The organism is Terrabacter koreensis (assembly GCF_054783315.1).
The window spans coordinates 63,076-86,092 of record NZ_BAAGQU010000015.1; the positions used below are offsets into that span (position 1 = coordinate 63,076).

The 23,017-nt window shown below is 71.3% G+C and carries 19 protein-coding genes; 10 read left to right on the plus strand and 9 right to left on the minus strand.

The features are described from left to right. The first annotated feature begins 32 nt into the window (after nt 1-32). Complete coding sequence (locus ACYVNR_RS21280; protein WP_461050898.1) at nt 33-887, plus strand: bifunctional methylenetetrahydrofolate dehydrogenase/methenyltetrahydrofolate cyclohydrolase; 855 nt, start codon at nt 33-35, stop codon at nt 885-887. A 14-nt stretch (nt 888-901) separates the two neighbouring features. After that, entirely contained in the window at nt 902-1,222 is a 321-nt protein-coding gene (locus ACYVNR_RS21285; RefSeq protein ID WP_461050900.1) for a DUF3017 domain-containing protein, read from the plus strand. A gap of 7 nt (nt 1,223-1,229) precedes the next feature. Here the strand turns inward: ACYVNR_RS21285 and ACYVNR_RS21290 are convergent, their stop codons facing one another. The 5 genes from ACYVNR_RS21290 to ACYVNR_RS21310 all read right to left on the minus strand — a co-directional run bounded on the left by ACYVNR_RS21290 (nt 1,230) and on the right by ACYVNR_RS21310 (nt 10,083). Next, nucleotides 1,230-2,300 carry an acyltransferase family protein gene (locus tag ACYVNR_RS21290; protein ID WP_461050902.1) on the minus strand — a complete coding sequence of 357 codons (1,071 nt, stop codon included), beginning with the start codon at nt 2,298-2,300 and terminating at the stop codon, nt 1,230-1,232. A gap of 172 nt (nt 2,301-2,472) precedes the next feature. Further along, on the minus strand, nt 2,473-3,462 hold the full coding sequence (locus ACYVNR_RS21295) for a malate dehydrogenase (RefSeq protein ID WP_461050904.1): 990 nt from the start codon (nt 3,460-3,462) through the stop codon (nt 2,473-2,475). 340 nt (nt 3,463-3,802) lie between these two features. Beyond that, nucleotides 3,803-8,389, minus strand: a complete 4,587-nt coding sequence (locus ACYVNR_RS21300; RefSeq protein WP_461050906.1) for a beta strand repeat-containing protein — start codon at nt 8,387-8,389, stop codon at nt 3,803-3,805. A gap of 189 nt (nt 8,390-8,578) precedes the next feature. Continuing rightward, complete coding sequence (locus ACYVNR_RS21305) at nt 8,579-9,436, minus strand: hypothetical protein (protein WP_045187472.1); 858 nt, start codon at nt 9,434-9,436, stop codon at nt 8,579-8,581. Beyond that, nucleotides 9,433-10,083 carry a SatD family protein gene (locus tag ACYVNR_RS21310; RefSeq protein ID WP_461050908.1) on the minus strand — a complete coding sequence of 217 codons (651 nt, stop codon included), beginning with the start codon at nt 10,081-10,083 and terminating at the stop codon, nt 9,433-9,435. Before ACYVNR_RS21310 ends, ACYVNR_RS21305 begins: the two co-directional genes overlap by 4 nt. Nucleotides 10,084-10,238: 155 nt before the next feature. On the opposite strand from ACYVNR_RS21310, the gene ACYVNR_RS21315 reads away from it, so the two are divergent. Both ACYVNR_RS21315 and ACYVNR_RS21320 read left to right on the plus strand, forming a co-directional pair. Beyond that, on the plus strand, nt 10,239-11,801 hold the full coding sequence (locus ACYVNR_RS21315; protein WP_461050910.1) for a DUF1800 domain-containing protein: 1,563 nt from the start codon (nt 10,239-10,241) through the stop codon (nt 11,799-11,801). Nucleotides 11,802-11,809: 8 nt separating this feature from the next. After that, on the plus strand, nt 11,810-13,126 hold the full coding sequence (locus tag ACYVNR_RS21320) for a DUF1501 domain-containing protein (RefSeq protein WP_461050912.1): 1,317 nt from the start codon (nt 11,810-11,812) through the stop codon (nt 13,124-13,126). A gap of 8 nt (nt 13,127-13,134) precedes the next feature. On the opposite strand, the gene aqpZ is transcribed toward ACYVNR_RS21320, so the two are convergent. The 4 genes from aqpZ to rfbB form a co-directional block, all read right to left on the minus strand. Next, the gene (aqpZ, locus tag ACYVNR_RS21325) at nt 13,135-13,947 is read right to left on the minus strand and encodes an aquaporin Z (RefSeq protein ID WP_045187468.1); all 813 of its coding nucleotides are present in this window, start codon (nt 13,945-13,947) and stop codon (nt 13,135-13,137) included. 105 nt (nt 13,948-14,052) lie between these two features. Next, nucleotides 14,053-15,726 carry a hypothetical protein gene (locus ACYVNR_RS21330; RefSeq protein WP_461050914.1) on the minus strand — a complete coding sequence of 558 codons (1,674 nt, stop codon included), beginning with the start codon at nt 15,724-15,726 and terminating at the stop codon, nt 14,053-14,055. A gap of 1 nt (nt 15,727) precedes the next feature. Continuing rightward, nucleotides 15,728-16,594 carry a dTDP-4-dehydrorhamnose reductase gene (gene rfbD, locus ACYVNR_RS21335; protein WP_461050916.1) on the minus strand — a complete coding sequence of 289 codons (867 nt, stop codon included), beginning with the start codon at nt 16,592-16,594 and terminating at the stop codon, nt 15,728-15,730. Continuing rightward, nucleotides 16,591-17,604 (minus strand): dTDP-glucose 4,6-dehydratase, encoded by a 1,014-nt coding sequence (rfbB, locus tag ACYVNR_RS21340; protein WP_461050918.1) that lies wholly within the window; start codon nt 17,602-17,604, stop codon nt 16,591-16,593. Before rfbB ends, rfbD begins: the two co-directional genes overlap by 4 nt. A gap of 71 nt (nt 17,605-17,675) precedes the next feature. Here rfbB and ACYVNR_RS21345 point away from each other — a divergent pair, with 71 nt between their 5' ends. The 6 genes from ACYVNR_RS21345 to ACYVNR_RS21370 all read left to right on the plus strand — a co-directional run bounded on the left by ACYVNR_RS21345 (nt 17,676) and on the right by ACYVNR_RS21370 (nt 22,974). After that, a complete protein-coding gene (locus tag ACYVNR_RS21345) occupies nt 17,676-19,019 on the plus strand; it encodes a UDP-glucose dehydrogenase family protein (protein ID WP_461050920.1) in 1,344 nt (447 codons plus the stop codon). 466 nt (nt 19,020-19,485) lie between these two features. Beyond that, on the plus strand, nt 19,486-19,728 hold the full coding sequence (locus ACYVNR_RS21350; RefSeq protein ID WP_461050922.1) for a hypothetical protein: 243 nt from the start codon (nt 19,486-19,488) through the stop codon (nt 19,726-19,728). A 46-nt stretch (nt 19,729-19,774) separates the two neighbouring features. Beyond that, a complete protein-coding gene (gene rfbA / locus ACYVNR_RS21355) occupies nt 19,775-20,653 on the plus strand; it encodes a glucose-1-phosphate thymidylyltransferase RfbA (RefSeq protein ID WP_461050924.1) in 879 nt (292 codons plus the stop codon). A gap of 13 nt (nt 20,654-20,666) precedes the next feature. Next, nucleotides 20,667-21,272 (plus strand): dTDP-4-dehydrorhamnose 3,5-epimerase family protein, encoded by a 606-nt coding sequence (locus ACYVNR_RS21360; protein WP_461050926.1) that lies wholly within the window; start codon nt 20,667-20,669, stop codon nt 21,270-21,272. Next, on the plus strand, nt 21,230-21,871 hold the full coding sequence (locus ACYVNR_RS21365) for an arsenate reductase/protein-tyrosine-phosphatase family protein (RefSeq protein WP_461050928.1): 642 nt from the start codon (nt 21,230-21,232) through the stop codon (nt 21,869-21,871). The genes ACYVNR_RS21360 and ACYVNR_RS21365 overlap by 43 nt, the downstream gene beginning before the upstream one ends. A 116-nt stretch (nt 21,872-21,987) precedes the next feature. Beyond that, nucleotides 21,988-22,974 (plus strand): hypothetical protein, encoded by a 987-nt coding sequence (locus ACYVNR_RS21370; protein ID WP_461050930.1) that lies wholly within the window; start codon nt 21,988-21,990, stop codon nt 22,972-22,974. The last annotated feature ends 43 nt before the right edge of the window (nt 22,975-23,017 follow it).

Genomic DNA, 23,017 nt, shown 5'->3' on the forward strand with positions numbered 1-23,017 from the left:
CGGGCACGGTCCGGGGTGGCAGGATGTGCACCGTGACGGCACAGATCCTCGACGGCAAGGCCACCCTCAAGGCGATCAAGGTCGAGCTGACCCAGCGGGTCGCTCGGCTGCGCGAGCAGGGCATCGTCCCGGGCCTCGGCACCGTGCTCGTCGGCGACGACCCGGGCAGTCACTGGTACGTCAACGCCAAGCACAAGGACTGCGCCGAGATCGGCATCACGAGCATCCGCCGGGACCTCCCCGCCACGGCCACGCAGGCCGAGGTCGAGGCCGTCATCGACGAGCTCAACGCCGACCCCGACTGCACCGGCTTCCTCGTGCAGCAGCCGACCGGGCTCGACGAGATGGCGCTGCTCTCGCGCGTCGACCCGAGCAAGGACGTCGATGGCCTGCACCCGATGAACCTCGGCTGGCTCGCCCTCGGCAAGCCGGCGCCGCTGCCGTGCACGCCGATGGGCTGCATCGAGCTGCTGCGCCGCCACGACGTGCCGATCGCCGGCGCGAAGGTCGTCGTCATCGGTCGTGGTCTCACCGTGGGCCGCCCGCTCGGCCTCATCCTCACCCGCAAGAGCGAGAACGCCACGGTCACGCTGTGCCACACCGGCACCAAGGACCTCGCCGCCGAGGTGCGCCAGGCCGACATCGTCATCGCGGCGGCCGGCGTGCCGAGCATCGTCACCAAGGAGATGGTCAAGCCCGGTGCCGCGGTGCTCGACGTGGGTGTGAGCCGCGTCGACGGCAAGATCGCGGGCGACGTGGCCCTCGACGTCGCCGAGGTCGCCGGCTGGGTCAGCCCCAACCCGGGCGGGGTCGGCCCGATGACGCGAGCCCTGCTGCTCACCAACATCGTCGAGGCCGCCGAGGCCTCGCGCGCCGCTGGCGCCTGAGGGCCTGACCGCCTGTGCAGTGGCGAGGTAGCGGCTTCGTCGTCCTCAGCTGGTGGTATCTCGTCGCGGGTCTCGCCGCGGCGGGCGTGCTCGTCATCTCGTTCCTCGACGTGCGGTGGGGCGGCCGCATCGTCGCGGTGGCGTTCTTTATCGGCGCGGTGATCCGGCTCGTGGCTCGGCCCGCCCGCAAGGCCGGGGGCCTCAACGTGCGCTCGCGCTCCCTCGACGTCGCGATCCTGGTCGCGCTCGGCCTGGGCGTCCTCATCGCGTCGGCCACAGTCAACCTGAACGCCGACGTGCCCGCGCGCACGGCCGTCACCCGCACTGCCAACTGACCCTCGATCACCGGGAGAGCGGCGACGACTCCCGTTCGGCGAGCTCACGCCGGCGACCATTGAGCCGCGCCTTCCACCGCAGCGCCGGCCCTTCGACGGCGACCCAGCTGATGATGGCTGCCGCCACCGTCAGCACGATGCCGATCCAGTGCCACTGCTGCGGCCAGCCCAGCCGTTCCTGCGTCCAGGTGCTCAGGGGCCCGTTCCACAGGTAGGCGCCGTACGAGATGACACCCAGTCCGACGATCGGCCGCAGCACCCTCGGCGTCGGTTTGTCGCGCAGGGCGAGGAAGACCAAGGCGACGGTGCACGCCGCGATCAGCGACGGCCACACGAGGTAGGTGGCAGGGTTTGCCTTGGCATCCGGCCAGACGCTGAGTCCGGTCAGCACGAGCAACGCCAGAGCGGCGCACGGCCCTCGTCGCGCGGGAGTGAAGACCCTCTCGAAGAGGAGGTCCCGGTGCACGTAGGAGGCGCCTCCGACAAGCAGCGCGACTGCCCAGTTGTTGGGCAGCGGGTAGACCGCCTCGACGTTGAACCAGCGTGTCAGCACCAGCATCGATGCCACGACACTCGCGAGGCACACGCCGGCGGCCGCCGCGAACAGGCGGTTCACGCGCCCGCGGCGCAGGAAGAACGTCAGCAGTAACGGCCACACGAGGTAGAACTGCTCCTCGACCGCCAGCGTCCACAGGTGGTTGATGCCCGGGTAGCTGAGAAACGGCACGAAGTCCTGGATGTAGAACAGCCCCGTCAGGGTGCCGACCAACAGATGCACGGTCCCACCGTCGGGTCCGATGAGTAGCTCGACTCCGACGAAGAAGACGAGCATGAGCCCGAGGGCTGGCAGCAGCCGCAAGGCGCGGTTGACGTAGAAGCGCCGGTAGTCGACACCTCCGCGGAGCACGACATCCCGGACGATGATGCCGGTGATGAGATAGCCGGAGAGCGTGAAGAAGACGGTGACACCCACGACTCCAGCGCCCCCGAACTGGCCGGGCCAGGCGTGGCGAATCATCACGAGCAGGATGGCCAGCCCCCTGATCGCATCGAGCCCCGCTACGCGGCCTCCCTGCATGCCGCCCATCGTGCCAGCGGATCTTCGGCTGGATCGCGTTTCGCTCAAGGCGACCTGTGCTTGCTGTTGTCGACTGCGTATGCCGGGTGGCCTGGGAAGACGGAAGGGCGCCGGTCACCGTGTGGTGACCGACGCCCTTCGACGTGTGCGGGGTGGGCTCAGATCAGGCCCCTCAGATCAGGCCCAGACCCTTGACGGCGTCGCGCTCCTCGGCGAGCTCGGCGACCGAGGCGTCGATCTTGCCGCGGGAGAACTCGTCGATGTCGAGGCCCTGGACGATGCTCCACCGGCCGTCCTTCACGGTGACGGGGAAGGAGGAGATGAGCCCCTCCTCGACGCCGTAGGAGCCGTCGGAGCGCACGGCCATCGAGACCCAGTCGCCGTCGGCGGTGCCCTCGACCCACGTGCGGGCGTGGTCGATGGTGGCCGACGCGGCGGAGGCGGCCGAGGACGCGCCACGGGCCTCGATGATGGCCGCGCCGCGCTTGGCGACGGTCGGGATGAAGGTGCCGGCGAGCCAGTCCTGGTCGCCCACGGTCTCGGCGGCGTTCTTGCCGGAGACCTCGGCGTGGAAGAGGTCGGGGTACTGCGTCGCGGAGTGGTTGCCCCAGATCGTCATCTTCTTGATCTCGGTGACCGGCACGCCGAGCTTGGCGGCGAGCTGGCTGATGGCCCGGTTGTGGTCGAGGCGCGTGAGGGCCGAGAAGCGCTCGGTCGGGATGTCGGGGGCGTTGCTCATGGCGATGAGGGCGTTGGTGTTGGCCGGGTTGCCGGTGACGGTGACGCGCACGTCGTCAGCGGCGACGGAATTGAGGGCCTTGCCCTGCGGGGCGAAGATGCCGCCGTTGGCCTCGAGCAGGTCGCCGCGCTCCATGCCGGGGCCGCGCGGGCGGGCACCGACGAGCAGGGCGTGGTTGACGCCGTCGAAGACCTTGTTGGCGTCGTCGCCGATCTCGACCTTGGCGAGGGTCGGGAAGGCGCAGTCGTCGAGCTCCATGACGACGCCCTCGAGCGCCTTGAGCGCCGGGGTGATCTCGAGGAGTCGCAGCTCCACGGGGGTGTCGGGCCCGAGCAGGGCACCGCTCGCGATGCGGAACAGCAGGGAGTAGCCGATCTGGCCGGCTGCGCCGGTGACGGCGACCTTGACGGGGGTAGTGCTCACGGGATGGACCCTTCACATCGGTGTGGCGCTGGACGCTCCGACGCTACCAGCGCGCGTATGCCGTCCCGTGCCCGCCCGGGTGCGGGCTTGGTCACCCGTCGGCGGGCTATCAGGAAGTGTGCACTCGACGAGGTGGGGCGCTTGGCGTCGGGAAGTGAGCACTCGACGAGAAGGGGCGCGGGGCGTCGGGAAGTGTGCACTCGACGAGAAGGGCACGTCGGGAAGTGAGCACTCGACGAGAAGGGCACGTCGAGTGCTCACTTCCGCACGGCACGGCACGGAGCGACGGTGCCGCCCCCAGCACCGCCGCTCCGCAGTCCTTACGAGTGCTCGGGCCGCCTCAGCTGATGACGGCGGTCGCCGTCGACGTGCGGGCCACACTCGTGTAGCCGGTCTTGGCGCCGGTCACCGTCACCGTGATCCGCGCGCCTCGCATCGAGCTGGCGATCACGTAGGTGGAGGCCGTGGCTCCGGTGATGGCGACCCCGTTGCGGCGCCACTGGTACTTCAGGGTGACCGGCGCCGGCGACCACGTGCCGGCGGTCGCGGTGAGACGGGAACCCACCCGGGTCGTGCCGGTGATCCTGGGCACCGGTGTGGCCGTGAGGCTTCCGGTCGCGACGGCGAGTGTCGCGAGCGAGGTCTTCGCGACCGTCGTGTAGCCGGTCTTCATGCCGGTCACGGTGACCGTCATCCTCGCGGTGCGGTCGCCGGCGCCGAGCAGGTAGGTGGACGCCGTGGCTCCGGTGATGGCGACGCCGTTGCGGCGCCACTGGTACTTCAGTGTCACCGGGAGCGGACCCCACGTGCCGGCCGTCGCGGTGAGGCGGTAGCCGACCTTGACGGTGCCGGTGATCTTCGGGACCGGTGTGGGTGTGAGCACTCCGGTGGCGACGGCGAGGGTCTGGGCGGAGGTGTGGGCGACCGCGCTGTACCCGGTCTTCAGGCCCGTCACGGTGACCGACATCCTGGCGGTGCGGTCGCTCGGCGTGGGCACGTAGCTCGAGGCCGTGGCGCCGGTGACCGCGACGCCGTTGCGCAGCCACTGGTACTTCAGCGTGACGGGCAGCGGCCCCCAGGTGCCGGGGTTCGCGGTGAGGCGCAGGCCCACCTGGGCGGTGCCGCTGATGGTGGGCGTCGGCGCCGGCGTCAGGAGACCCGGCCCGACCGGTGGGGTGGTCTGCGACGTCGTCCGCGGGGCGTAGCCGGCGAGGGTGGCGGTCGTCTCCACCGTCACGGTCTTGCCCTGGTCGAGGACGCCGGGCGTGTACGTGCCGCTGGTCGAGACGACGAGCCCGCCGACGAGCCAGCGGTGGGCCAGCGTGGTCGGGGTGGGGGTCCAGGTGCCGTCCGCGACGCTGAGCTGCGAGCCGACACGGACCGTGCCGTTGATGGTGGGCTGCGGCGCGGCCGTGAAGAAGTTGACGCTCGAGAGCTCCACGTTCTGCGCCGTCAGGTTCTCGCCGTCGGTCAGCGAGACCGGCAGCGGCGTCGAGGCCACGCAGAGCGGGCCGGCGACGCGGGCGCCGCCGCCACCGTTGGTGAGGCACGCGTCCACCTCGATGCGGTAGGCGCCGGCCGGGAGGCCCGAGACGAGGTAGCCGCCGGAGGCGTTGGTCGTCGCCGACCCTGCGGGCTGGCCGTCGCCGGTGCGGACGACCGTGACGATCGCACGCGAGACCGGGTTCCCCTGCGCTGTAACGATGCCGGCCACGGATGCCGTCCCGCTGGGCGGGGGAGCAAGGGTCGCGTCGACGTCGGCGCGCGTCTGGCCGGCGACGACCGCGACGTTCGAGGCTGACCCGCCGGCGGTGGCCGACCACAGCTGGGGGGCGAGTCCGTGGCCGGAGAAGCGCACCCGGACCGTGCCGGGCAGCAGTCCGGCGAGCTCGTACGCGTGGGTGCCGACGACGGTGGTGGCGCCGACGATGTTGCCGCTCGCGTCGAGGGCCTCGATGGTGACCTCGGTGCCTTGGGCGTTGGCGGGTGCCGTGACGGTGCCCGCGACGGTGCCGCCGAGCGGCACGGTCAGCTGCCCGGCGTTCGTGGGCGTGCCGAGCACGACGTCGTAGACGGTGCCGCTGCTCGGGGCCTGGCTGCCGCCGACCCACGTGCCGGCATACGGGCTGGCCGGTCCGAGGTGCAGGCGCACCTGCCCGGCGAGCAGGCCGCCGATGCGGAAGGTGCCGTCAGCGCCGGACAGGGTCGAGCTCGTGACGCCGGGGGAGTAGAAGGCGGTGACGTCGACGTTGGGCAGCGGCTTGCCTGCCTCGTTGACGAGCGAGCCGACGACGGAGCCACCGACGTCCGTCCTCACCTCGAGGCTGGTGGTCGGTGCCGTGACGGTCAGCGGCGCCTGGAGGACGAGCTCCGAGGTGAGGTCGGCCAGGTGCACCTTCAGCGTCCCGTCCGGCACGTCGAGGATGTCGAAGGTGCCGTCGGCGTTGATGCTGAACGTCGTGTAGGACTGGCCGGCCGCGTCCTCCAGGCTCACGCTGAGGTTGTTGTAGTCGGTCGTCGCGGCGCCTGGCGGCAGGACGATGCGTCCCGACACGGTGCTCGTCGGCGTGGAGCCGGCTCCGGCGGCGGGGAGCGCGATGTCGATGCCGGTGCGGGTCGCTCCGCCCGAGAGCGTCACGAGGGTGGAGTCGGCCCACGTCGTCGTGTCGCCGAACCAGCGGGTGGCGCCGGTGGAGCCGGTGGCCAGGACGGCGTACGTGCCGGCCGGCAGGCCGCTCACCGTGTAGCTGGCGCCCCCGCCGAGGTCGGCGCTGCCGAGCTGCGCACCGGTGCTGACGTCGATGACGGAGAGCTGCCCGGCGGAGGCGGCGGCTCCTCCCTCGGTGACGCGGCCCGAGATCGTGGCGCCGGCAGCGAGCCTGATGGACAGGTTCGGGACGGTGCCTCCGGCCGCGAGCGACACGGCGGTGGCTGCGCCGACGTCGGTCGTCGAGCCAGCGGAGCCGTAGTAGGTGACCACGGTGCCGTCGGCGACGGCCGACACGACGTAGCCGCCCGGCCCGAGCTCGCTGACGGTGAACGTGCCGTCGTTGGCGATGGGGTGGAAGTCCTTGAAGGTGGGGTCGGACGCCGGCGCCACCATGAGGTTGCCGGTCCCCGGCACCGGGGTGCCGTCCGGCCGCAGCACCTTCCCGGAGAGCGTGCCGCCGGGCACGAGCGTGAAGTCGGCACGACCCGTGACGCCGTCGAGGACCTCGAACGGTGTGGCTGTCGTGGGGGAGAAGGCGGTGTCGTAGTACTGGGTGGCGAGGCCGGACCCGGCTGGCGGGGTCACGCGCACGATGTAGTGCCCCGCGGGCAGGCCCATGGAGTCGAAGTTGCCGCCGATGTCGGTGACGGCGAAGGCGGTGTCGGTGACGGCGGGGTCCGCCGACCAGATGTCGACGCGGGCGTCGGCCACGGGGGCGTTGCTCTGGTCGACGACGGTGCCGGTGATCGACCCGGCTTGCGCCATCGTGATGTCGCGGCCGCTGACCGTGGCCCCGGCGCCGACAGTGATGGGTGTGGCGGCGTCGCGGGTGGCGACGCCGGACGGCGAGGTGCTCGACCACCAGGGCGTCTGGAAGCCGAGGAACTGTCCGTCGAACTGCAGCACGTAGGCCGCCGGGGCGAGGCCGCCCAGCGTGTAGTTGCCGTCGACGTCGGTCGTGGTCGAGCTCCACGTGTCGGTGCCGACCGGTGCGGCCTGGACGACGACGTCGGCGATACCAGCCGACCCGTCCGAGGTCGTGACGCGGCCGGAGATCGCACCGGCGAGATCGAGGGTGGCGTCCATCGCGGTGCGGGAGGTGCCGCCGGGTAGCACGGCGTACGCGGCCCGTGACCGTGTCTGCGCGCCGTTCCACCACTGCTCGGTGTAGGGGCTCGCGCTCGGCGGGAGGACGTGCACGGTGTAGACGTCGGCGGGCAGGCCAGCGATCGTCCAGGCGCCGGCGGCGTCGGTCGTCGTGTTGAGCAACCCACTCGAGAAGACGTCGGAGTCGGCGGCCACGGCCACGACGAGGGCGCCCTCCAGCGGGGTCGCGGTCGATCCGGCATACACGTGGCCGCTTACCGTGACGGTCGTGTCGGCGGCAGCGGCGAGGAGGCTGCGCGTGCTGGTGCTGCCGGCCGGGAGCGCCATCGAGCGGCCGGTCACGGCGACGCCTTCGGCCACGGCGAAGTAGGTCGGGGCGTCGGTGGCCGCCTTCATGCCGTAGGACCACGACACGCGGCCGGCGGCGCTGAAGGCGAGGGTGTAGGTGCCGGCGCTGAGGCCGCGCACCGTGAAGGTGCCGTCGGCGGCGGTGGCCACGGCGCTGCTCGTGACGGCGCCGGCGGCCTTCTCGCGCGGGGTGACGAGCACGTCGGCCAGCGGTGAGCCGGCCCCATCGGTGACGCGGCCGGAGACGGTGGCGCCTCGGGTCAGCGACGCGTTGAGGCCGGGGAGCGTGCTTCCGGCGCTCGCGCTGAGGATGCCGGCGGTGTCGCGGCTCGCCGCGCCGGACCACCACTGTGAGAGGTAGGCCGTGTCGGAGGCGTCGAACTGCAGGTCGTAGTCGCCGGGCGGCAGGTCGGTCATCGACCACGAGCCGGTGGAGCCCGTCGTCGCCGTCGCGACGGGCGTGAAGTCGGCGGAGCCGTGGACGAGCGCCTTGACGACGACGCCAACGACGGGGCCGGAGCCGTCGGCCGCGCTGACCTGCCCCGAGGCGGTCGCGGGCTGCGCGGCGGCGGGCTGTCCGGCGGCGGGCTGTGCGGTGGCGGGCTGGGCGCTCGCGACCGTGGGCGCGCCAGCGGTGAGGGCGGCGCGCGCCGGAGCGGAGCCCGCGACCCCCTGCCCGACGAACAGCGCGACGACGGTCAGCAGAAGCAGTAGGCGGTGCCGGACCGGTGAGCGGTCGGACGGCAGCGCGCGCAGCGACATGGTCACTGGAATCCCCCCAGGCGTGACGTTGATCCCCTGCCTCGAAGGTAGCCAGCAGCCGTGCCGAGCGCGGGTGAACAGCGAATTCTCGGTAGATGTCGGTCGCTGAGCACGGATCGGTGTCAGCAGCTCGTCATGAAGCCGTCATCTCTCCGTCAAGGGAATCGCGGCTCTCCCGGGGCGAACTGCTCAGGCGGTCAGCGCGAGGGAGCCGAGCGCGATGAGCCAACTGACGAAGCTGCCGACGAGGAAGTACTCGGTGACGTCGTCGATGCCGGCGGGGCCGCCTTGGTATGCCGCACCGCTCGGATCGGTCGGGTTGGCCGGGTTGCCGTTGGCGCCGCGGGCGGCCGCCTGGATCTCGGGGAAGCGGAGCAGACCCTTGGCGGCGATGACGAGCCCCGCTGCGCCGAACTCGCCGGCTAGACCGAGGCCGAGGATGACGAGGCGCTCCATCGGCCCGAGCAGGCGGCCGCCCTTGAGGCGGTCGGCGGGCTGGCCGGTGGTCGGGGGAGCGGGCTGTCCTGCGCGCGACGCGGCGGCCGCGGCGGCCGTGTTGGCATCGGTGACGTCGGAGGGCCGCAGGGCGCCGATGGCGAGCAGCACGAGCCGCACGATGGTGTTGGCTGTCGCGACGTTGAAGAAGGCGAGACCCGCGAGCAGCAGCACGCGCCCGGGGGCGAGGGAGCCGTTGCCCGGCAGGTCGGCCCAGTGCAGCCAGGTCGAGAGCGGTCCGGCAGCCGGGCTGGCGGCACCCGAAAAGGCGAGCAACCCGACGACGATCACAGCGAAGCAGGCGAGGCCGGCCAAGGCACGCCGGCCGGTCATCTGGGTATGGCGCGAGAGCTCCGCCCAACTGGCGCCCGCCGCCGCCGCGAAGGCCAGTGCGAGCCAGTCCGCCAACGAGCTCATGCCGGCGAGCAGCCCGAGGGCCACGATGGCGACGGGCGCGATCACGTGCGCGACGACCCGACCCGGCCGCCACGACGTCGACCGGATGACGTCGCCGACCCCGATGCCGACGAGGGCGATCGACAGCCACGTCACGGCAGGCCGCCGAGCGTCGTCATGGCCTCGAGCGCGACCCCGATGCCGTCGCGGCGCACGCGCTGCGACACCGCCGACGGGCTGATGCCGACGGCGGCGGCGAGGTCGTGCTGAGCGTGGCCCTGCATGAGTCCTCCAAGGATCCGGCGTGAGGTGGTCGAGAGCGAGCCAACCATGAAGTCCAGACAGTCGAGCGCGGCCTGCACCGCCGCCACCTGCTCGGGGGGTTCGTCGGGGGCGAGGTACGCCGTCCGCGACGTTCGAGTCTGCGCGCGCCCCGCCTTCTCCTCGGCGAGCACGATGGCGTCACGGGCGGCCCAGTAGGCGGGGCCGTCGTGGATGCCGCGGACCGGATCGAGCGTCGAGACCGCACCCCGACCGACGCCGAAGCGGACGTCGGCGGTGCCGTGCAGCTCGGCGCGGATGAGGAAGCTGGCCCGCAGCGCGTCGCCCAGCGTTGGGTAGACCCCCTGGAACTCGTCGCCCAGCGTGATGACGGCAGCGTCGTCGACGGGCACGTCGGTGTTGGCACGCTGCAGCGCGGCTTCGACGGCGTCGTGCAGTGCTTGCCGGTCACGGTGGGTCCGGGACTCGACGATGTCCCCGATGAGCGCCACCGCTCCACGAGACATCTTCTTCTCGGCCATATGAAGAGCATATCTTCAATGTTGGTTTCTTGACGTGATTGCTTCAGATCAGACGAATGAAGCCCTGTGGCGACGCGTCCGCAGCGTTGCGCGCTGAATGACCTAAATGTCCGAAAACGGAGTCACAGCACGAACGACTACGTACCGTCTTCGGCATGACCGCACACCCCGCCTCCGCGCCCGGGCGCCGTCGCGTGCTCACGGGCCTCGGCGGCGGAACCGTCCTGGCGATGTCCGCCGCAGCGAGCTCCGCGTCCGCGGCCACCTTGGCGACGACCCCGACACTGGCCGCCGCGATGACGACGTCCGATCCCGTGCTGCACCTCCTCCGGCGGGCGACCTTCGGCCCTACACCCGCTCTGCTTGCCGAGGTGCGCGCTGCCGGCACCACGGCCTGGCTCGACGCCCAGCTCGCGCCACTCACCAAGGTGCCGGACACGGCGATGGACGCGATGATGTCGCGCTGGCCCAGACTCGGCTGGAAGACCTGGGAGGTGCGCGAGCGTCTCACGCAGTTCGGCTCGTGGGACGTCATGTACGACCTCCTCGAAGGCCACCTCGCGCGAGCGCTCTTCTCGCGACGGCAGGTCTTCGAGACCGCGGTGGACTTCTGGACCAACCACCTCGTCGTCCCTGTGCCGAGCAGCGAGGTGTGGGACAGCGCGCACCTGTTCCAGCGGGACGTGATCCGCAAGCACGCTCTCGGCAAGTACTCCGACATGCTCAACGCGGCCGCCCGGCACCCGTCGATGCTCAAGGTGCTCGACAACTCCGACAGCCACAAGAAGGCTCCGAACGAGAACTACGGTCGCGAGCTGCTCGAGCTGCACACGGTCGGCGTCGGCAACTACACGGAGGCCGACGTCAAGCAGTCGGCGCTCGCCCTCACCGGCTTGAGCGTCGACTCCGAGTCGGGCCTGTACTCCTACAAGCCGCAGCGACGGTTCGTCGGGGCCGTGAAGGTGATGGGCTGGACCCACGCCAACACCTCTCCCGAGGGCGGTGACGCCGTCGCGACGTCCTACCTCAACTACCTCGCCACCCATCCGGCCACGGCCAACCGGATCGCGACCAAGCTGGCCATCCGCTACGTGTCGGACGCACCGCCCGCGACCCTCGTCAGCAAATTGGCGCAGGCCTATCTGGCCAACGGGACCGCGATCGCGCCGGTCCTGCGCGTCCTCTTCCTGTCGCCTGAGTTCGCTGCCTCGATCGGTCAGAAGGTCAGGACGCCCTACGAGGATGCGCTCGCCAGCATCCGGATCATGGGGCTCACGCCGGAGCCCGTTCCGGCACCTGGGAAGAGCGAGCTGCGGAGCCTCCTGTGGCTGACTGGAACCTTCGGACAGGCACCGATGGGCTGGCCGGCCCCGAACGGCTACCCCGACGTGGCCGCCGCCTGGGGTGGTGCTTCCGGGATGGTCAATCGCTGGAACTTCCACCTCGGGCTCACCGGCAACTGGTCTCTGACGACGATGACGCGTCCCGCCCTCGCCACCTGGGTGCCTTCGCCACTCCCGACGACGTATGCCGCCCTCGTCGACGCGCTCGCGGCGAAGCTGCTCATCACGCTGAGCACGACCCAGCGCGACGCCATCTGCCGTTTCGTCGACCACGCGCCCACCGACGCGCTCACGGCGGGAGCGGCCGCGGTGACCTGGCGACTGCCGTACCTCGTGGCGCTCATGCTCGACTCCCCGAACTTCGCGACCCGTTGAGGACCACCATGACCACTTCGTTCATCCCAGCCGCCGGCACCGGCGTGCCGGAATGCAGCTGCCCGCAGGGGCAGGCCGCAGCGTCGATGGTGTCGCGGCGCACCCTGCTCGCGGGCGCCGGGGCTCTCGGAGCGCTCGGAGCCGTGGTCGGCGTCGCCGGCCCGAGCGCGGCGACGCAGCTCGCCTTCGCCGGCGACTCGTACACGGGCGACACCATCGTGGTCCTGAGCCTGCGAGGTGGCTTCGACGGCCTGTCTGCCGTGGCGCCGGTCGGTGACCCGGCGTACTTCGCCGCCAGGCCCTCGATCGCGATCCCGGCGTCACGTGCCATCAAGCTCGATGCGATGTTCGGGCTCCACCCGGCGCTCGCTCCGCTCAAGCCGATCTGGGACTCAGGCGGCCTCGCCGCCGTGCACGCCGTCGGTCAGGTGAACCCCACGCGTTCGCACTTCGAGGCGATGGCCACGATGGAGAACGCTGCACCCGGCTCCACCATCCGCACCGGCTGGCTCGACCGGATGATCGGCCTCACCGGCCCCGTCTCCACCTTCGGCTCGACAGCCGTCGGCGCCGCGACGACCCCGCCGTCGATGATCGGGCCCAGCCCGGAACTGGCAGTGCGGTCCGTCGACAGCTTCGTGCTCTCGGGTGCCGGCACTGCCACCGAGGAGGCTCGGTGGGCCACGGCCATGAACGCCCTGTATGCCGGTGCGGCACCCGCCCTTGCGGCTCCCGCGAAGGCTGCCATGGCGGCTGTCTCCACGATGTCCGGCCTGAAGGCGGCGGGCTATGTGCCGGCCAGTGGCGCCGTCTACCCCAAGGGAGCGGTCGGCGACGCGCTGCGTGATCTGGCGAGGCTCATCAAGGCCGGCATCGGGCTGCGTGCGGCCACGATCGACGTCGGCAACTGGGACATGCACACGGGCCTCGGCGCGAGCGATTCCGGCTGGATGTTCCGGCAGCTGACCGAGCTCGGCCAGGCCCTCGGCGCCTTCAACCAGGATCTCGGGCCCAAGATGGCTGACGTCACGCTCGTGACGCTGAGCGAGTTCGGGCGCCGCGTCGCGGAGAACGCCTCAGGCGGCCTGGACCACGGGCACGGCAACGTGTCCCTCGTCATGGGTGGGGGCGTGCGCGGCGGCAGGGTCTACGGTCGCTGGCCGGGGCTGGCGACGGCCAACCTCGTCGACGGTGACCTCGCCGGCACTACCGAATACCGCACCGTCCTCGCGGAAGCCCTCGAGCAGCGCGCAAAGCTCTCGTCCACCACTGTGTTCCCGGGGCTCGCGACCGGGCGGCTCGGGATGTTCGCGGCAAAGGTCTGAGCGTCGGTTCAGTCGTCGAGGATCGGGCGTCCCTGGTCGTCGACGGCGGCGTTGGAGACGGTGTCGGTGGAACCGCTGATGTCGAGGTGCTCTCGCTGCTCGCCCGTGATCCACGCGTAGGTCGTGCCGGCGATGAGGCCGCCGACGATCGGAGCCACCCAGAACACCCACAGCTGGCCGACGGCGCCGTTCCCGTTGAAGAAGGCGACGGCGGTGGAGCGGGCCGGGTTGATCGAGGCGTTGCTGATCGGGATGGCGACCAGGTGGGCCAGCAGCAGTCCGAAGCCGATGGCGAGCGGCGCGAAGCCCTTCGGTGCGTCGTCCTTGGTCGCGCCCAGGATGATGTAGACGAAGAAGGCGGTCACGAGCGCCTCGACGACGAGCACGCCGCCGAGGCCGAAGCCGCCAGGGGAGTGGCTGCCGTAGCCGTTTGCGGCCAGGTTGCCGGTCGTCGGCAAGCCCTTCGAGGACACGAGGCCGGCGAGCGCGCCACCGGCGAGGAGGCCGCCCACGAGCTGGGCGCCGACATACGCGGGCACCTCACGCCACTCGAAGCGCTTCGCGATGGCGATGCCGATGGTCACTGCGGGGTTGAAGTGCGCGCCGGAGACGTGCCCGACGGCATACGCCATGGTCGTGACCGCGAGTCCGAAGGCGATCGCGACGCCCAGGTGCCCGATGCCGAGCTGGACCGGCTGCCCGCTGAGGCCTTGGACTGCGAACTTCGCGTTGAAGATCGCCGAGCCGCAGCCGATGAAGACCAGCCAGAACGTCCCGAGGGCCTCGACCGCGAGTCGTGAGCTCAGCTTGGGGGTGTACATCGGGCTCCTCCACCAGGACGTCGACGTCTTCCGCCCGGGAGTCTCCCGGTGCTCGCAGCGTAGTGCGCCTCCACGTCCACACGGGGGAACGCGTGGCGGCGCGCGTCAGCGCCGGGCGTACTCGGTCCCGACCCCTTCGATGACGCGGACCGGCCTATAGGCGTCATCGACCCACGCTCGCAGCGGGTCGCGGGCCGACCATGCCCTGCTGCCACCGGCCGCTTGCTCGGTGCGGGCCATGATGAGCACGACGTCGGGGCGCGTGCCGGTGCGGGTGAACCACTGGAGCGCTCGTTCGTTACCAGGACGCTGGTCCAGCCATACGGACGGGGTGGCGATGGGCCCGCGGGCGGCGAGGTAGGCGCCCGAGGCGCCGAGCACGAGGATGGACCGTCCGCCTCGCGTGGCGCCCTCGACCGCCGTCCCGACCGCGGACAGCGTCACTGCCTTGCTGCTCGTGGTGACGAGTCCTGCCCACGGACCGGACGTGAGGCGAGTGTCGACCGCCAGCGAGCTCGCGCCCCCGAAGGGCAGGACCAGCAGCACGAGTGCCATGCCTGCCGCGGGCACTGCCGACACCGCGGCCGGCAACGGGGGAAGGGAGACGACGGCCACTGACCACTGGCAGACGAGGACCAGGAACAATCCAGCCAGGGTGGCCCCGTGCACGGAGTACTCCGGTCCGGAGTTCGTCGTGGCGGCGACGATTGCGGCAGCGACGACGGCGGGGAGCAGGGCCGCGATGAGCTCGCCGGCTGCGCCGGGCACGCGCCGCCAGCGCCGCTCGGCCGCGACCGGCACGGTCAGCACCAAGACCATGAGGGACTCGAGCGCAGCCGCCGTATTGCCGAACCAGAGCTGCGGCAGCACGCCGGTTGCGGCCAGGGCGCTGACTCCCGCGACCCAGAGGACGGCAGCCGCACTCGCGGCGAGCCCAACTGCCCGCCACTGGGCGCGCCACACGCCCAGCAGCGAGAGCGCCAGGCACACGAGGAGCGGCCAGTAGAGCGGAAACCGCAGCCCCTCGTAGGTGCCGAGCGCGCGACCCGCCCTGGAGATCCCGGACAGCTCGCCACTGCCCCGGCTGTCGAGCAGGAAGCGCAGCGACTCTGCCACAGCTGTCGGGCCGGCGGAGAGCAGCACGAGCGTCGAGACCGCCGTCCCGAGGGTCAGCGCGGCGATGCTGGTCGTCACTCGCGCTCGTCGGTCGGGCACGCGCGCCAGTGCGGTGAGCAGGGCGAGCGCGAAGGCCGGGGTGAGCTGGGGGCTGGCGATTGCGCCGGCGGCCGAGGTGAGACCCAGCGTCACCGCCCAGCGGGTCGACCGCGTCTCCCTCAGGGCGATGCCGGCAGCGGTCGCCAGCACGAGAGCGAGCACCGGGACCGACGCGTAGCTGAGGAGTGGCAGCTGGTACGGAAGGCCGAGCAGCGCAGCGACGGTGGCCGCGGTCGCCGGCCACGCGGCATACCGCGTCCGCAGACCGCGAACCGTGACGGCGCCGACGGCGAGAGCCACGACGACGAACCAGACCCGGGCCGCGAGCGCAATGCCGGTCGGCCCGACCATGTGGTCCCAGACCCAGACGAACGGCACTGCCAGGAAGGCTCCGGTCACCTGGAGGTTCATCTCGTCACCGAAGGCGATGTCCCCCCGTGCCAGCCGCAGCGCGAGGGTGACGACGTGGGCATCGTCGTCGGTGCTGGCCCCGAGGGGCAGCCGCCACGCGAGCAACGCGAGAGCGAGCACGACCGTGACGGCGGTCGTCGCGCGCTTACGCACGTCAGTTGACCGCCGCGTGCGCCAGGTAGGCGTCAAGGCGGTCTCGCCAGTCACCGATGGGGGCAACGCGGGCGGCGACGAGCGAATTGTGCGCCAGCACGCCGTAGGCCGGTCGCGCCGCCGGGCGCGGGAACGCGGCCGTCGTCGTCGGCTCGACCCGCGCCGCATCGAGACCGCTGGCGTCGAAAACGGCCCGCGCCAGCCTGTGCCAGGTCGTCGAGCCACTTGCGGTGGCGTGGTAGGTGCCGAAGGGTGCGTCGACAGCCAGCAGCTGGACAATGAGCTCGGCGACGTCGGCGGTCCAGGTGGGCTGGCCGACCTGGTCGTCGACGACCGACAGCGTGTCGCGCTGCGCAGCGAGCGTGAGCATCGTGGCGACGAAGTTCGGACCGCCGGCGCCGTAGAGCCACGCGGTCCGGACGATCCACGAGTCGGGCTGGAGTGCGCGCACCGCCCATTCCCCAGCAGCCTTCGTGCGACCGTAGGCAGAACGCGGAGCCACCGGGTGGTCGACGGCATACGGCTCGGTGGCGGTGCCGTCGAAGACGTAGTCCGTCGAGAGGTGGACGACGCGCGCTCCGGCCCGGGAGCAGGCTCTCGCCACGTTGGCGGCGCCGACCGCATTGACGGCGAAGGCCGCGGCCTCGTCCGTCTCTGCGGCGTCAACGGCGGTGTAGGCGGCCGTATTGACGACGAGGTCGTGACCCTCGATTGCGGCTAGGCACTGGGCTGGATCGGTGATGTCGAGGTCCGCCCGGCCCAGAGCAGTTACGACCCATCCCGCCTGCTTCAAGCCAGGGACAAGATCGTGCGCGAGCAGCCCTCCGGCCCCGGTCACGAGTGCGCGACCGGCGCCGGCGTCGCTCATCGGCCCAGGCGTGCGTAGGTGCGCTCGGCCTCGACCTTCGCGGTGGACCACCAGCCCTCGTTGGTGCGGTACCAGTCCACGATCGCCTCGAGCCCTGCGCGCAGGTCGCCGTAGCGCGGCACCCAGTCGGTCTCGGCGCGCAGCTTCGAGGAGTCGATGGCGTAGCGGAGGTCGTGGCCCGGACGGTCGTCGACGTGGTCGAACCAGTCGGCGGGCTTGTCCATGATCTCGAGCAGGAGGCGCACGATGTCGAGGTTGTTGCGCTCCCCGTCGGCGCCGATGAGGTAGGTCTCACCGAGGCGGCCCTGCTCGAGGATCGCGACGACGGCGTCGTTGTGGTCGTCGACGTGGATCCAGTCGCGCACGTTGAGGCTGGAGCCGTAGAGCTTTGGTCGGATGCCCTGGAGGATGTTGGTGATCTGGCGCGGGATGAACTTCTCGACGTGCTGGCGTGGGCCGTAGTTGTTCGAGCAGTTGCTCACCGTCGCCTGGATGCCGAAGGAACGGATCCACGCGCGCACGAGCAGGTCGGCGCCCGCCTTGGTGGCGGAGTAGGGGCTCGACGGGTTGACGGGTGTCGCCTCGGTGAACCGCTCCGGGTCATCGAGTTCGAGGTCGCCGTACACCTCGTCGGTCGAGATGTGGTGCAGCCGCTTGCCATGCCGACGGATCGCCTCGAGCAGCGTGAAGGTGCCGACGACGTTGCTCTCGACGAACGGCCACGGGCTGTCGAGGCTGTTGTCGTTGTGCGACTCCGCGGCGAAGTGGACGACGACATCGTGGTCGGCGACCAGCCTGTCGACGAGGTCTGCATCGGCGACGGAGCCTTCGACGAGCTGCACCGACCCATCGCCGCCCAGATCGGCCAGGACTGGCGCGAGGGAGTCGCGGTTGGCGGCATACGTCATGGCATCGAGCGCGGTCATCGCCCAGTCGGGACGGGTCTCGCGCGCGCGCAGGACGAAGTTAGAACCGATGAATCCGGCACCGCCGGTGACAAGCACACGCACGCAGCCGAGGCTACCAATCGGGCATCGCATCCCCGGAAAACCGCGCCACGAGCCTCGATATGCTGCCGGGCGTGAAGCTCTCAGTCATCGGATGCGGGTATCTCGGAGCGGTCCACGCCGCGAGCATGGCTGACTTCGGCCACGAGGTGGTGGGCGTCGACGTCGACGCCGACAAGGTGGGCAAGCTGGCTGCGGGCGTCCCGTCGTTCCACGAGCCCGGTCTCGAGCCCCTGCTGCGCAAGGGCGTCGACAGCGGCGACCTGACGTTTACCACCGACAAGTCGGCGCTGGGACGGGCGCGCGTGCACTTCATCGCCGTCGGCACGCCGCAACGCGGCGGCAGCTATGCCGCAGACCTCAGCTATGTGTGGACCGCCGTCGACGACATCCTCACCCACGCCCGTCCGCAGCCTGACGGGCCGCTCGTCATCGTCGGCAAGTCGACGGTGCCCGTCGGCACAGCGCAAGCCATCGCCGACCGCGTCGCCGCGGCCGGCCTCGACGCCGTGGTGGTCTGGAACCCCGAGTTCCTCCGAGAGGGATTTGCCGTCCAGGACACGCTGGCCCCTGACCGCGTCGTCTACGGACTGCCCGACGACCGAGACGCGGGCGACGTCGCGCGGACCGTCCTCGACGACGTCTACGCCCCGATCATCCAGGCTGGGATCCCACGCCTTCTCGTGAACTACCCGACGGCCGAGCTGGTCAAGGTCGCGGCCAACTCGTTCCTCGCGACGAAGATCTCGTTCATCAACTCCATGGCCGAGCTGTGCGACGCCTCGGGCGCCGACGTGTCACGCCTCGCCGAGGCCATCGGCCACGACGACCGGATCGGCTCACAGTTCCTCCAGGCCGGCATCGGCTTCGGCGGCGGCTGCCTGCCCAAGGACATCCGCGCCTTCATGGCGCGCGCCGGCGAGCTCGGTGTCGACCAGTCGCTCACCTTCCTGCGCGAGGTCGACTCCATCAACATGCGGCGCCGCGACCACGCCGTCGAGCTGGCCAGCACCATGGCGGGCGGCCGGCTGGTCGGCGTCAAGGTGGCGGTGCTGGGCCTTACGTTTAAGCCGGACAGCGACGACGTGCGGGACTCGCCCGCCCTCGACATCGCCGGACGCCTCTGGGGTCGAGGCGCCAACGTCGTGGCCACCGACCCGGCGGGCGCGGACGCCGTGCGTGCGCTGCGGCCCGACCTCCAGATCGTCGACACCGCCGACGAGGCGCTCTACGGCGCCGACCTCGTCATGCTGCTCACGGCCTGGAAGGAGTATGTCGCGATCGACCCCGCTCGTGCCAAGTCGCTCGTCGCCACGCCGCGGGTCATCGACGGTCGGAACGTGTTGAACCCTCAGAGGTGGACCGATGCCGGTTGGCACTACCGCGGTATGGGTCGACGGGCGGGGCCGCCCATCTGAGCATGACTCGCGATAGTCCCGGATAAGAGGCCACTTGAAGGTGAACTCTACATTCGCTTGATGATCTCCTAGTTAAGTCCTGGGTTCCACGAACTGGCCCTCTCGTCGATGCCGTCCTCGTGGCGTTCGCCTTCCGGCCCGACGAGGGCTGTGGCCGCCCCGACCGCTGCGCCGATCACGTCTGTGGGCAGACAGTCGCCGACAGTCGAGCCGGCGAGGAAGGTCGCTACTCAGCCGCTGATCGAGGTCATGGTAGCGGCCAGAGACAAGCGCGCGTGGCGCGCTGTGCTCGGCACCTGCGCCGCAGGCGGCGCCGCCTTCCAGACGACCAGCGACGGCGGCAAGACGTGGACGAGGCGCGCCGCCTGCCCTCGGACGCGTCCAGCAGACGGAGACCGGCCGCGGCTTTATCGTCGCTGCCCGCCCCGACTGCGCCGTAGGGGCGTACGCCACCAACGCCAGGGCAATGCGCTCCGAGAAGGCGGGCCCGACCGCTTACGTCGCCCGCACGACCGATCAGTGCAAGGGCGTCGAGGTCACCCGCGTCATCGGCCTAATCACGACGAGAGTCGCCTGCGTCGAGACCGACGCCGACCTCTCCGACGGGCGCGTGTCGCTCAGCGTCGTCGAGACGGACGGTTGGCTGACCGTCGCCGACGCGACGTGGCGCTCGGGCGCCGACCTCACCGGTTGGCGCGCCACCGCCTGAGCCGTTTGCCCGGTCTGGCCGCAGCCCGGCGCCTACGCTGCGCTGCATGAAGGGGATCATCCTCGCCGGGGGCACCGGCAGCCGGCTGCACCCGATCACGCTTGGCATCAGCAAACAGCTCATGCCGGTCTACGACAAGCCGATGATCTACTACCCGTTGTCCACCCTCATGATGGCCGGCATCCGTGAGGTCCTGGTCATCACCACCCCCGATGACGCGGAGCAGTTCAGCCGACTGCTCCGCGACGGATGCCAGTGGGGGATGAGCATCACGTATGCCGTCCAGCCGAGCCCTGACGGCTTGGCCCAGGCTTTCGTGATCGGCGCCGACTTCATCGGCGACGACGGCGTCGCGCTCGTGCTCGGCGACAACATTTTCTTCGGCCCCGGCCTCGGCACCCGGCTCGCTGACAACACCAGCATCGTCGGCGGGCACGTCTTCGCCTACCGCGTGGCCGACCCGACGGCCTACGGCGTCGTCGAGTTCGACCCGGACGGCAACGTCATCTCCATCGAGGAGAAGCCGGAACGCCCCAAGTCGAGCTATGCCGTCCCCGGCCTCTACTTCTACGACAACGACGTCGTCGACATCGCTCGCGGGCTGACCCCAAGCAAGCGGGGCGAGCTCGAGATCACGGCGGTCAACGCCGAGTACCTGCGGCGGGGGACGTTGCACGTCAGCGTTCTACCGCGGGGTACGGCATGGTTCGACACCGGCACCTTTAGTGGCCTCATCGAGGCGAGCCAGTTCGTCAGCGTCGTCGAGGCCCGGCAGGGCCAGAAGGTCGGCTGCGTCGAGGAGGTCGCCTGGCGCAACGGCTGGCTCGACGACGCCGAGCTGGGGGCCCACGCCGACGCCTTGGCCAAGAGCGGCTACGGTCTCTACCTGCACGGGCTCATCGCCGAGGGCAGGGACGACACGTGAGGGCCGAGACCTGATGGACATCCGACCGCTGCGCATCGCCGGCGCTTACGAGGTGACTCCGCGGCAGTTCCCCGACGCCCGCGGTCTGTTCGCCGAGGGCTTCCGGGCCGACCACCTGGCCGAGGTGCTCGGGCACGAGATGACCGTGCGGCAGACCAACATCTCCGTCTCGCGGGCCGGCGCCCTCCGCGGCATCCATTTCGCGAGCGTGCCGCCCTCGCAGGCGAAGTACGTGACCGCCACGAGCGGCGTGTTCGTCGACTTCGTCGTCGACCTGCGCGTCGGCTCACCCACCTTCGGCGAGTGGGACTCCGTGCTCCTCGACACCGTCGACCGGCGCTCGGTCTACGTCGCCGAGGGCCTCGGCCACGCGCTCGCCTGCGTCGAGGACGGCACCGCCGTCTACCTCTGCTCCGAGGTGTTCAATCCCGCCACCGACGGCGGCATCGACCCGCTCGACCCGCAGGTCGCCCTCGACCTGCCGGCCGGCAGTACGCCTATCATCTCGCCGAAGGATGCCGCCGCTCCCAGCCTCGACGACGCCGTCACTGCCGGGCTGCTCCCGACGCTCGAGGCGTGCCACGCCTTCACCGCGCAACTCGTGCGGGCCGGCCGGTGAGCCTGCAGGGCCCGGCCAGCCCGGCGAGCGTGGGGCGGATCCTCGTCATCTGCACCGGCAACGTCTGCCGCTCGCCCTACATCGAGCGCCGCCTGCGCCAGCTCCTCGCCGGCACCGACGCCGTCGTCGAGAGCGCCGGCACGCGGGCCCTCGTCGGCTCCGACCTCGAGCCCGGCTCGTCGGCGGTCCTCACGGCCGTCGGCGCCGACGCGGCCGGCTTCGCCTCGCGCCAGCTCGTGCCCGCGATGCTCGACGAGGCCGACATCGTCATCACCGCCACCCAGCAGCACCGCGGGGACGCCGTCGCGCTGCACCCGCGGGCCCTGCGCAAGACCTTCACGCTCGGCGAGCTCGCCGACCTCGTGCGCGGCGCCGACCTCGCAGCCGAGGCCCGGTCGGCCCCAGAAGGTGTGCCGTGGGCCGCGGTCGTCGCCGACGTCGCCCGGGGCCGTCGCGGGCTCAACCCGGCACGCACGGCGGACGAAGCGGACATCTACGACCCATACGGGCGCGGGCCTGAGGCATATGACCGGATGTCGCACGAAATCGAGTCGCAGATCAGCGTCGTCGCCGACGCGCTGCGACCGCCGTCCATCTGACTCGAAGCCTGACTCGATGCCGGACAGGCCCTTGTCGCAAGGCGATTCGCCCCTAACATGTCCCCGGGGGAAGGGGACGTCGTGCCGCCTCGTGCGGTGGAGGGGGAGTTCGAGCTATGCACAGACGGGTGGCCGCGGTCGGGCTCGTGGCGTTTCTCGCCATCGACATCGGCCTCGTCTTCATGGCGCTGCGGTCGGGTCGTGACGCGCCGACCGCCTCGCCTCAGGTCGCCACGACCGTGACCACGACCCTCACCACGCCCGTGGCCACGACGACCATCCTGCCGACCCCGACGACGCCCGCGCCGACAGGCTCATCGACGACCTCGACCACGTCGGCGCCCAGCGGGCCGTCGGCCGCGCCCGCGGGGGTGCCGGTGGCCCGGCTCGTCTCGGCGCTCGACGCGACGACGGCGTGGCGCGCCTCCGCCGGGTCGTGCGTGGCCGGGGGAGCCCGCGTCGAGGTCACCACCGACGGTGGGGCCACTTGGACGCGGCTGCGCTCACCCGCGCGCGCCGTCGCCCGCGTGCAGCCGCTCAGCAGGTCCGGCGCCTTCGTCATCGGCGCCGGCGCCGAGTGCACCCCGAGGCAGTTCGCGACCAAGGACGCCGGCCAGCGCTGGGACCCGCCCACGACCGTCAGCGGTGGGTGGGCTCGACGGCTCGACGAGCCGACACAGGTGCTCGCGCCGAGGGCGGCGCGGGCGACCCCGTGCGGGGTCGCGGCGGTCGTCGACCTCGCGCGCTCGTCGGCCACCCGGGCCGAGGCGCTGTGCGCGAGCGGATCGGTGGTCGCCACGGACGACGGCGGCCAGACCTGGGCCGACGCGGGCAGCGCGCCCGGCGCCGTCGCGCTCGGCACCCGACTCACCGGCAGCGGCACGCTGAGCACGTATGCCGTCCGCGTCGTCCCGGCGTGCCCGGGCTACCAGGTCGTGCGGGTCGTCGCCGACTCGGGCGCCGAGCCGGTCGCGTGCGTGCGCGGCGAGAGCGTTGCGCGTGGTCAGGTCGGCCTCTCGGTCACCGGAACGGCCGCGTGGATCGTGGCAGGCGACCAGACGTGGGTGTCGTCACGCGACCTGACCTCGTGGGAGCCCGCCTGACAGACGAACCCCGCCCGACGGCATACCTGCTCGGGAGCGCACG

What these genes read in the sequence shown, in the direction of transcription:
- ACYVNR_RS21290 (WP_461050902.1), bottom strand. Translation starts at nt 2,300, where the DNA reads ATGCAGGGAGGCCGCGTAGCGGGGCTCGATGCGATCAGGGGGCTGGCC.
- ACYVNR_RS21300 (WP_461050906.1), bottom strand. Translation starts at nt 8,389, where the DNA reads ATGTCGCTGCGCGCGCTGCCGTCCGACCGCTCACCGGTCCGGCACCGC.
- ACYVNR_RS21310 (WP_461050908.1), bottom strand. Translation starts at nt 10,083, where the DNA reads ATGGCCGAGAAGAAGATGTCTCGTGGAGCGGTGGCGCTCATCGGGGAC.
- ACYVNR_RS21315 (WP_461050910.1), top strand. Translation starts at nt 10,239, where the DNA reads ATGACCGCACACCCCGCCTCCGCGCCCGGGCGCCGTCGCGTGCTCACG.
- ACYVNR_RS21320 (WP_461050912.1), top strand. Translation starts at nt 11,810, where the DNA reads ATGACCACTTCGTTCATCCCAGCCGCCGGCACCGGCGTGCCGGAATGC.
- aqpZ (WP_045187468.1), bottom strand. Translation starts at nt 13,947, where the DNA reads ATGTACACCCCCAAGCTGAGCTCACGACTCGCGGTCGAGGCCCTCGGG.
- rfbD (WP_461050916.1), bottom strand. Translation starts at nt 16,594, where the DNA reads ATGAGCGACGCCGGCGCCGGTCGCGCACTCGTGACCGGGGCCGGAGGG.
- ACYVNR_RS21350 (WP_461050922.1), top strand. Translation starts at nt 19,486, where the DNA reads ATGCGCTCCGAGAAGGCGGGCCCGACCGCTTACGTCGCCCGCACGACC.
- rfbA (WP_461050924.1), top strand. Translation starts at nt 19,775, where the DNA reads ATGAAGGGGATCATCCTCGCCGGGGGCACCGGCAGCCGGCTGCACCCG.
- ACYVNR_RS21360 (WP_461050926.1), top strand. Translation starts at nt 20,667, where the DNA reads ATGGACATCCGACCGCTGCGCATCGCCGGCGCTTACGAGGTGACTCCG.
- ACYVNR_RS21370 (WP_461050930.1), top strand. Translation starts at nt 21,988, where the DNA reads ATGCACAGACGGGTGGCCGCGGTCGGGCTCGTGGCGTTTCTCGCCATC.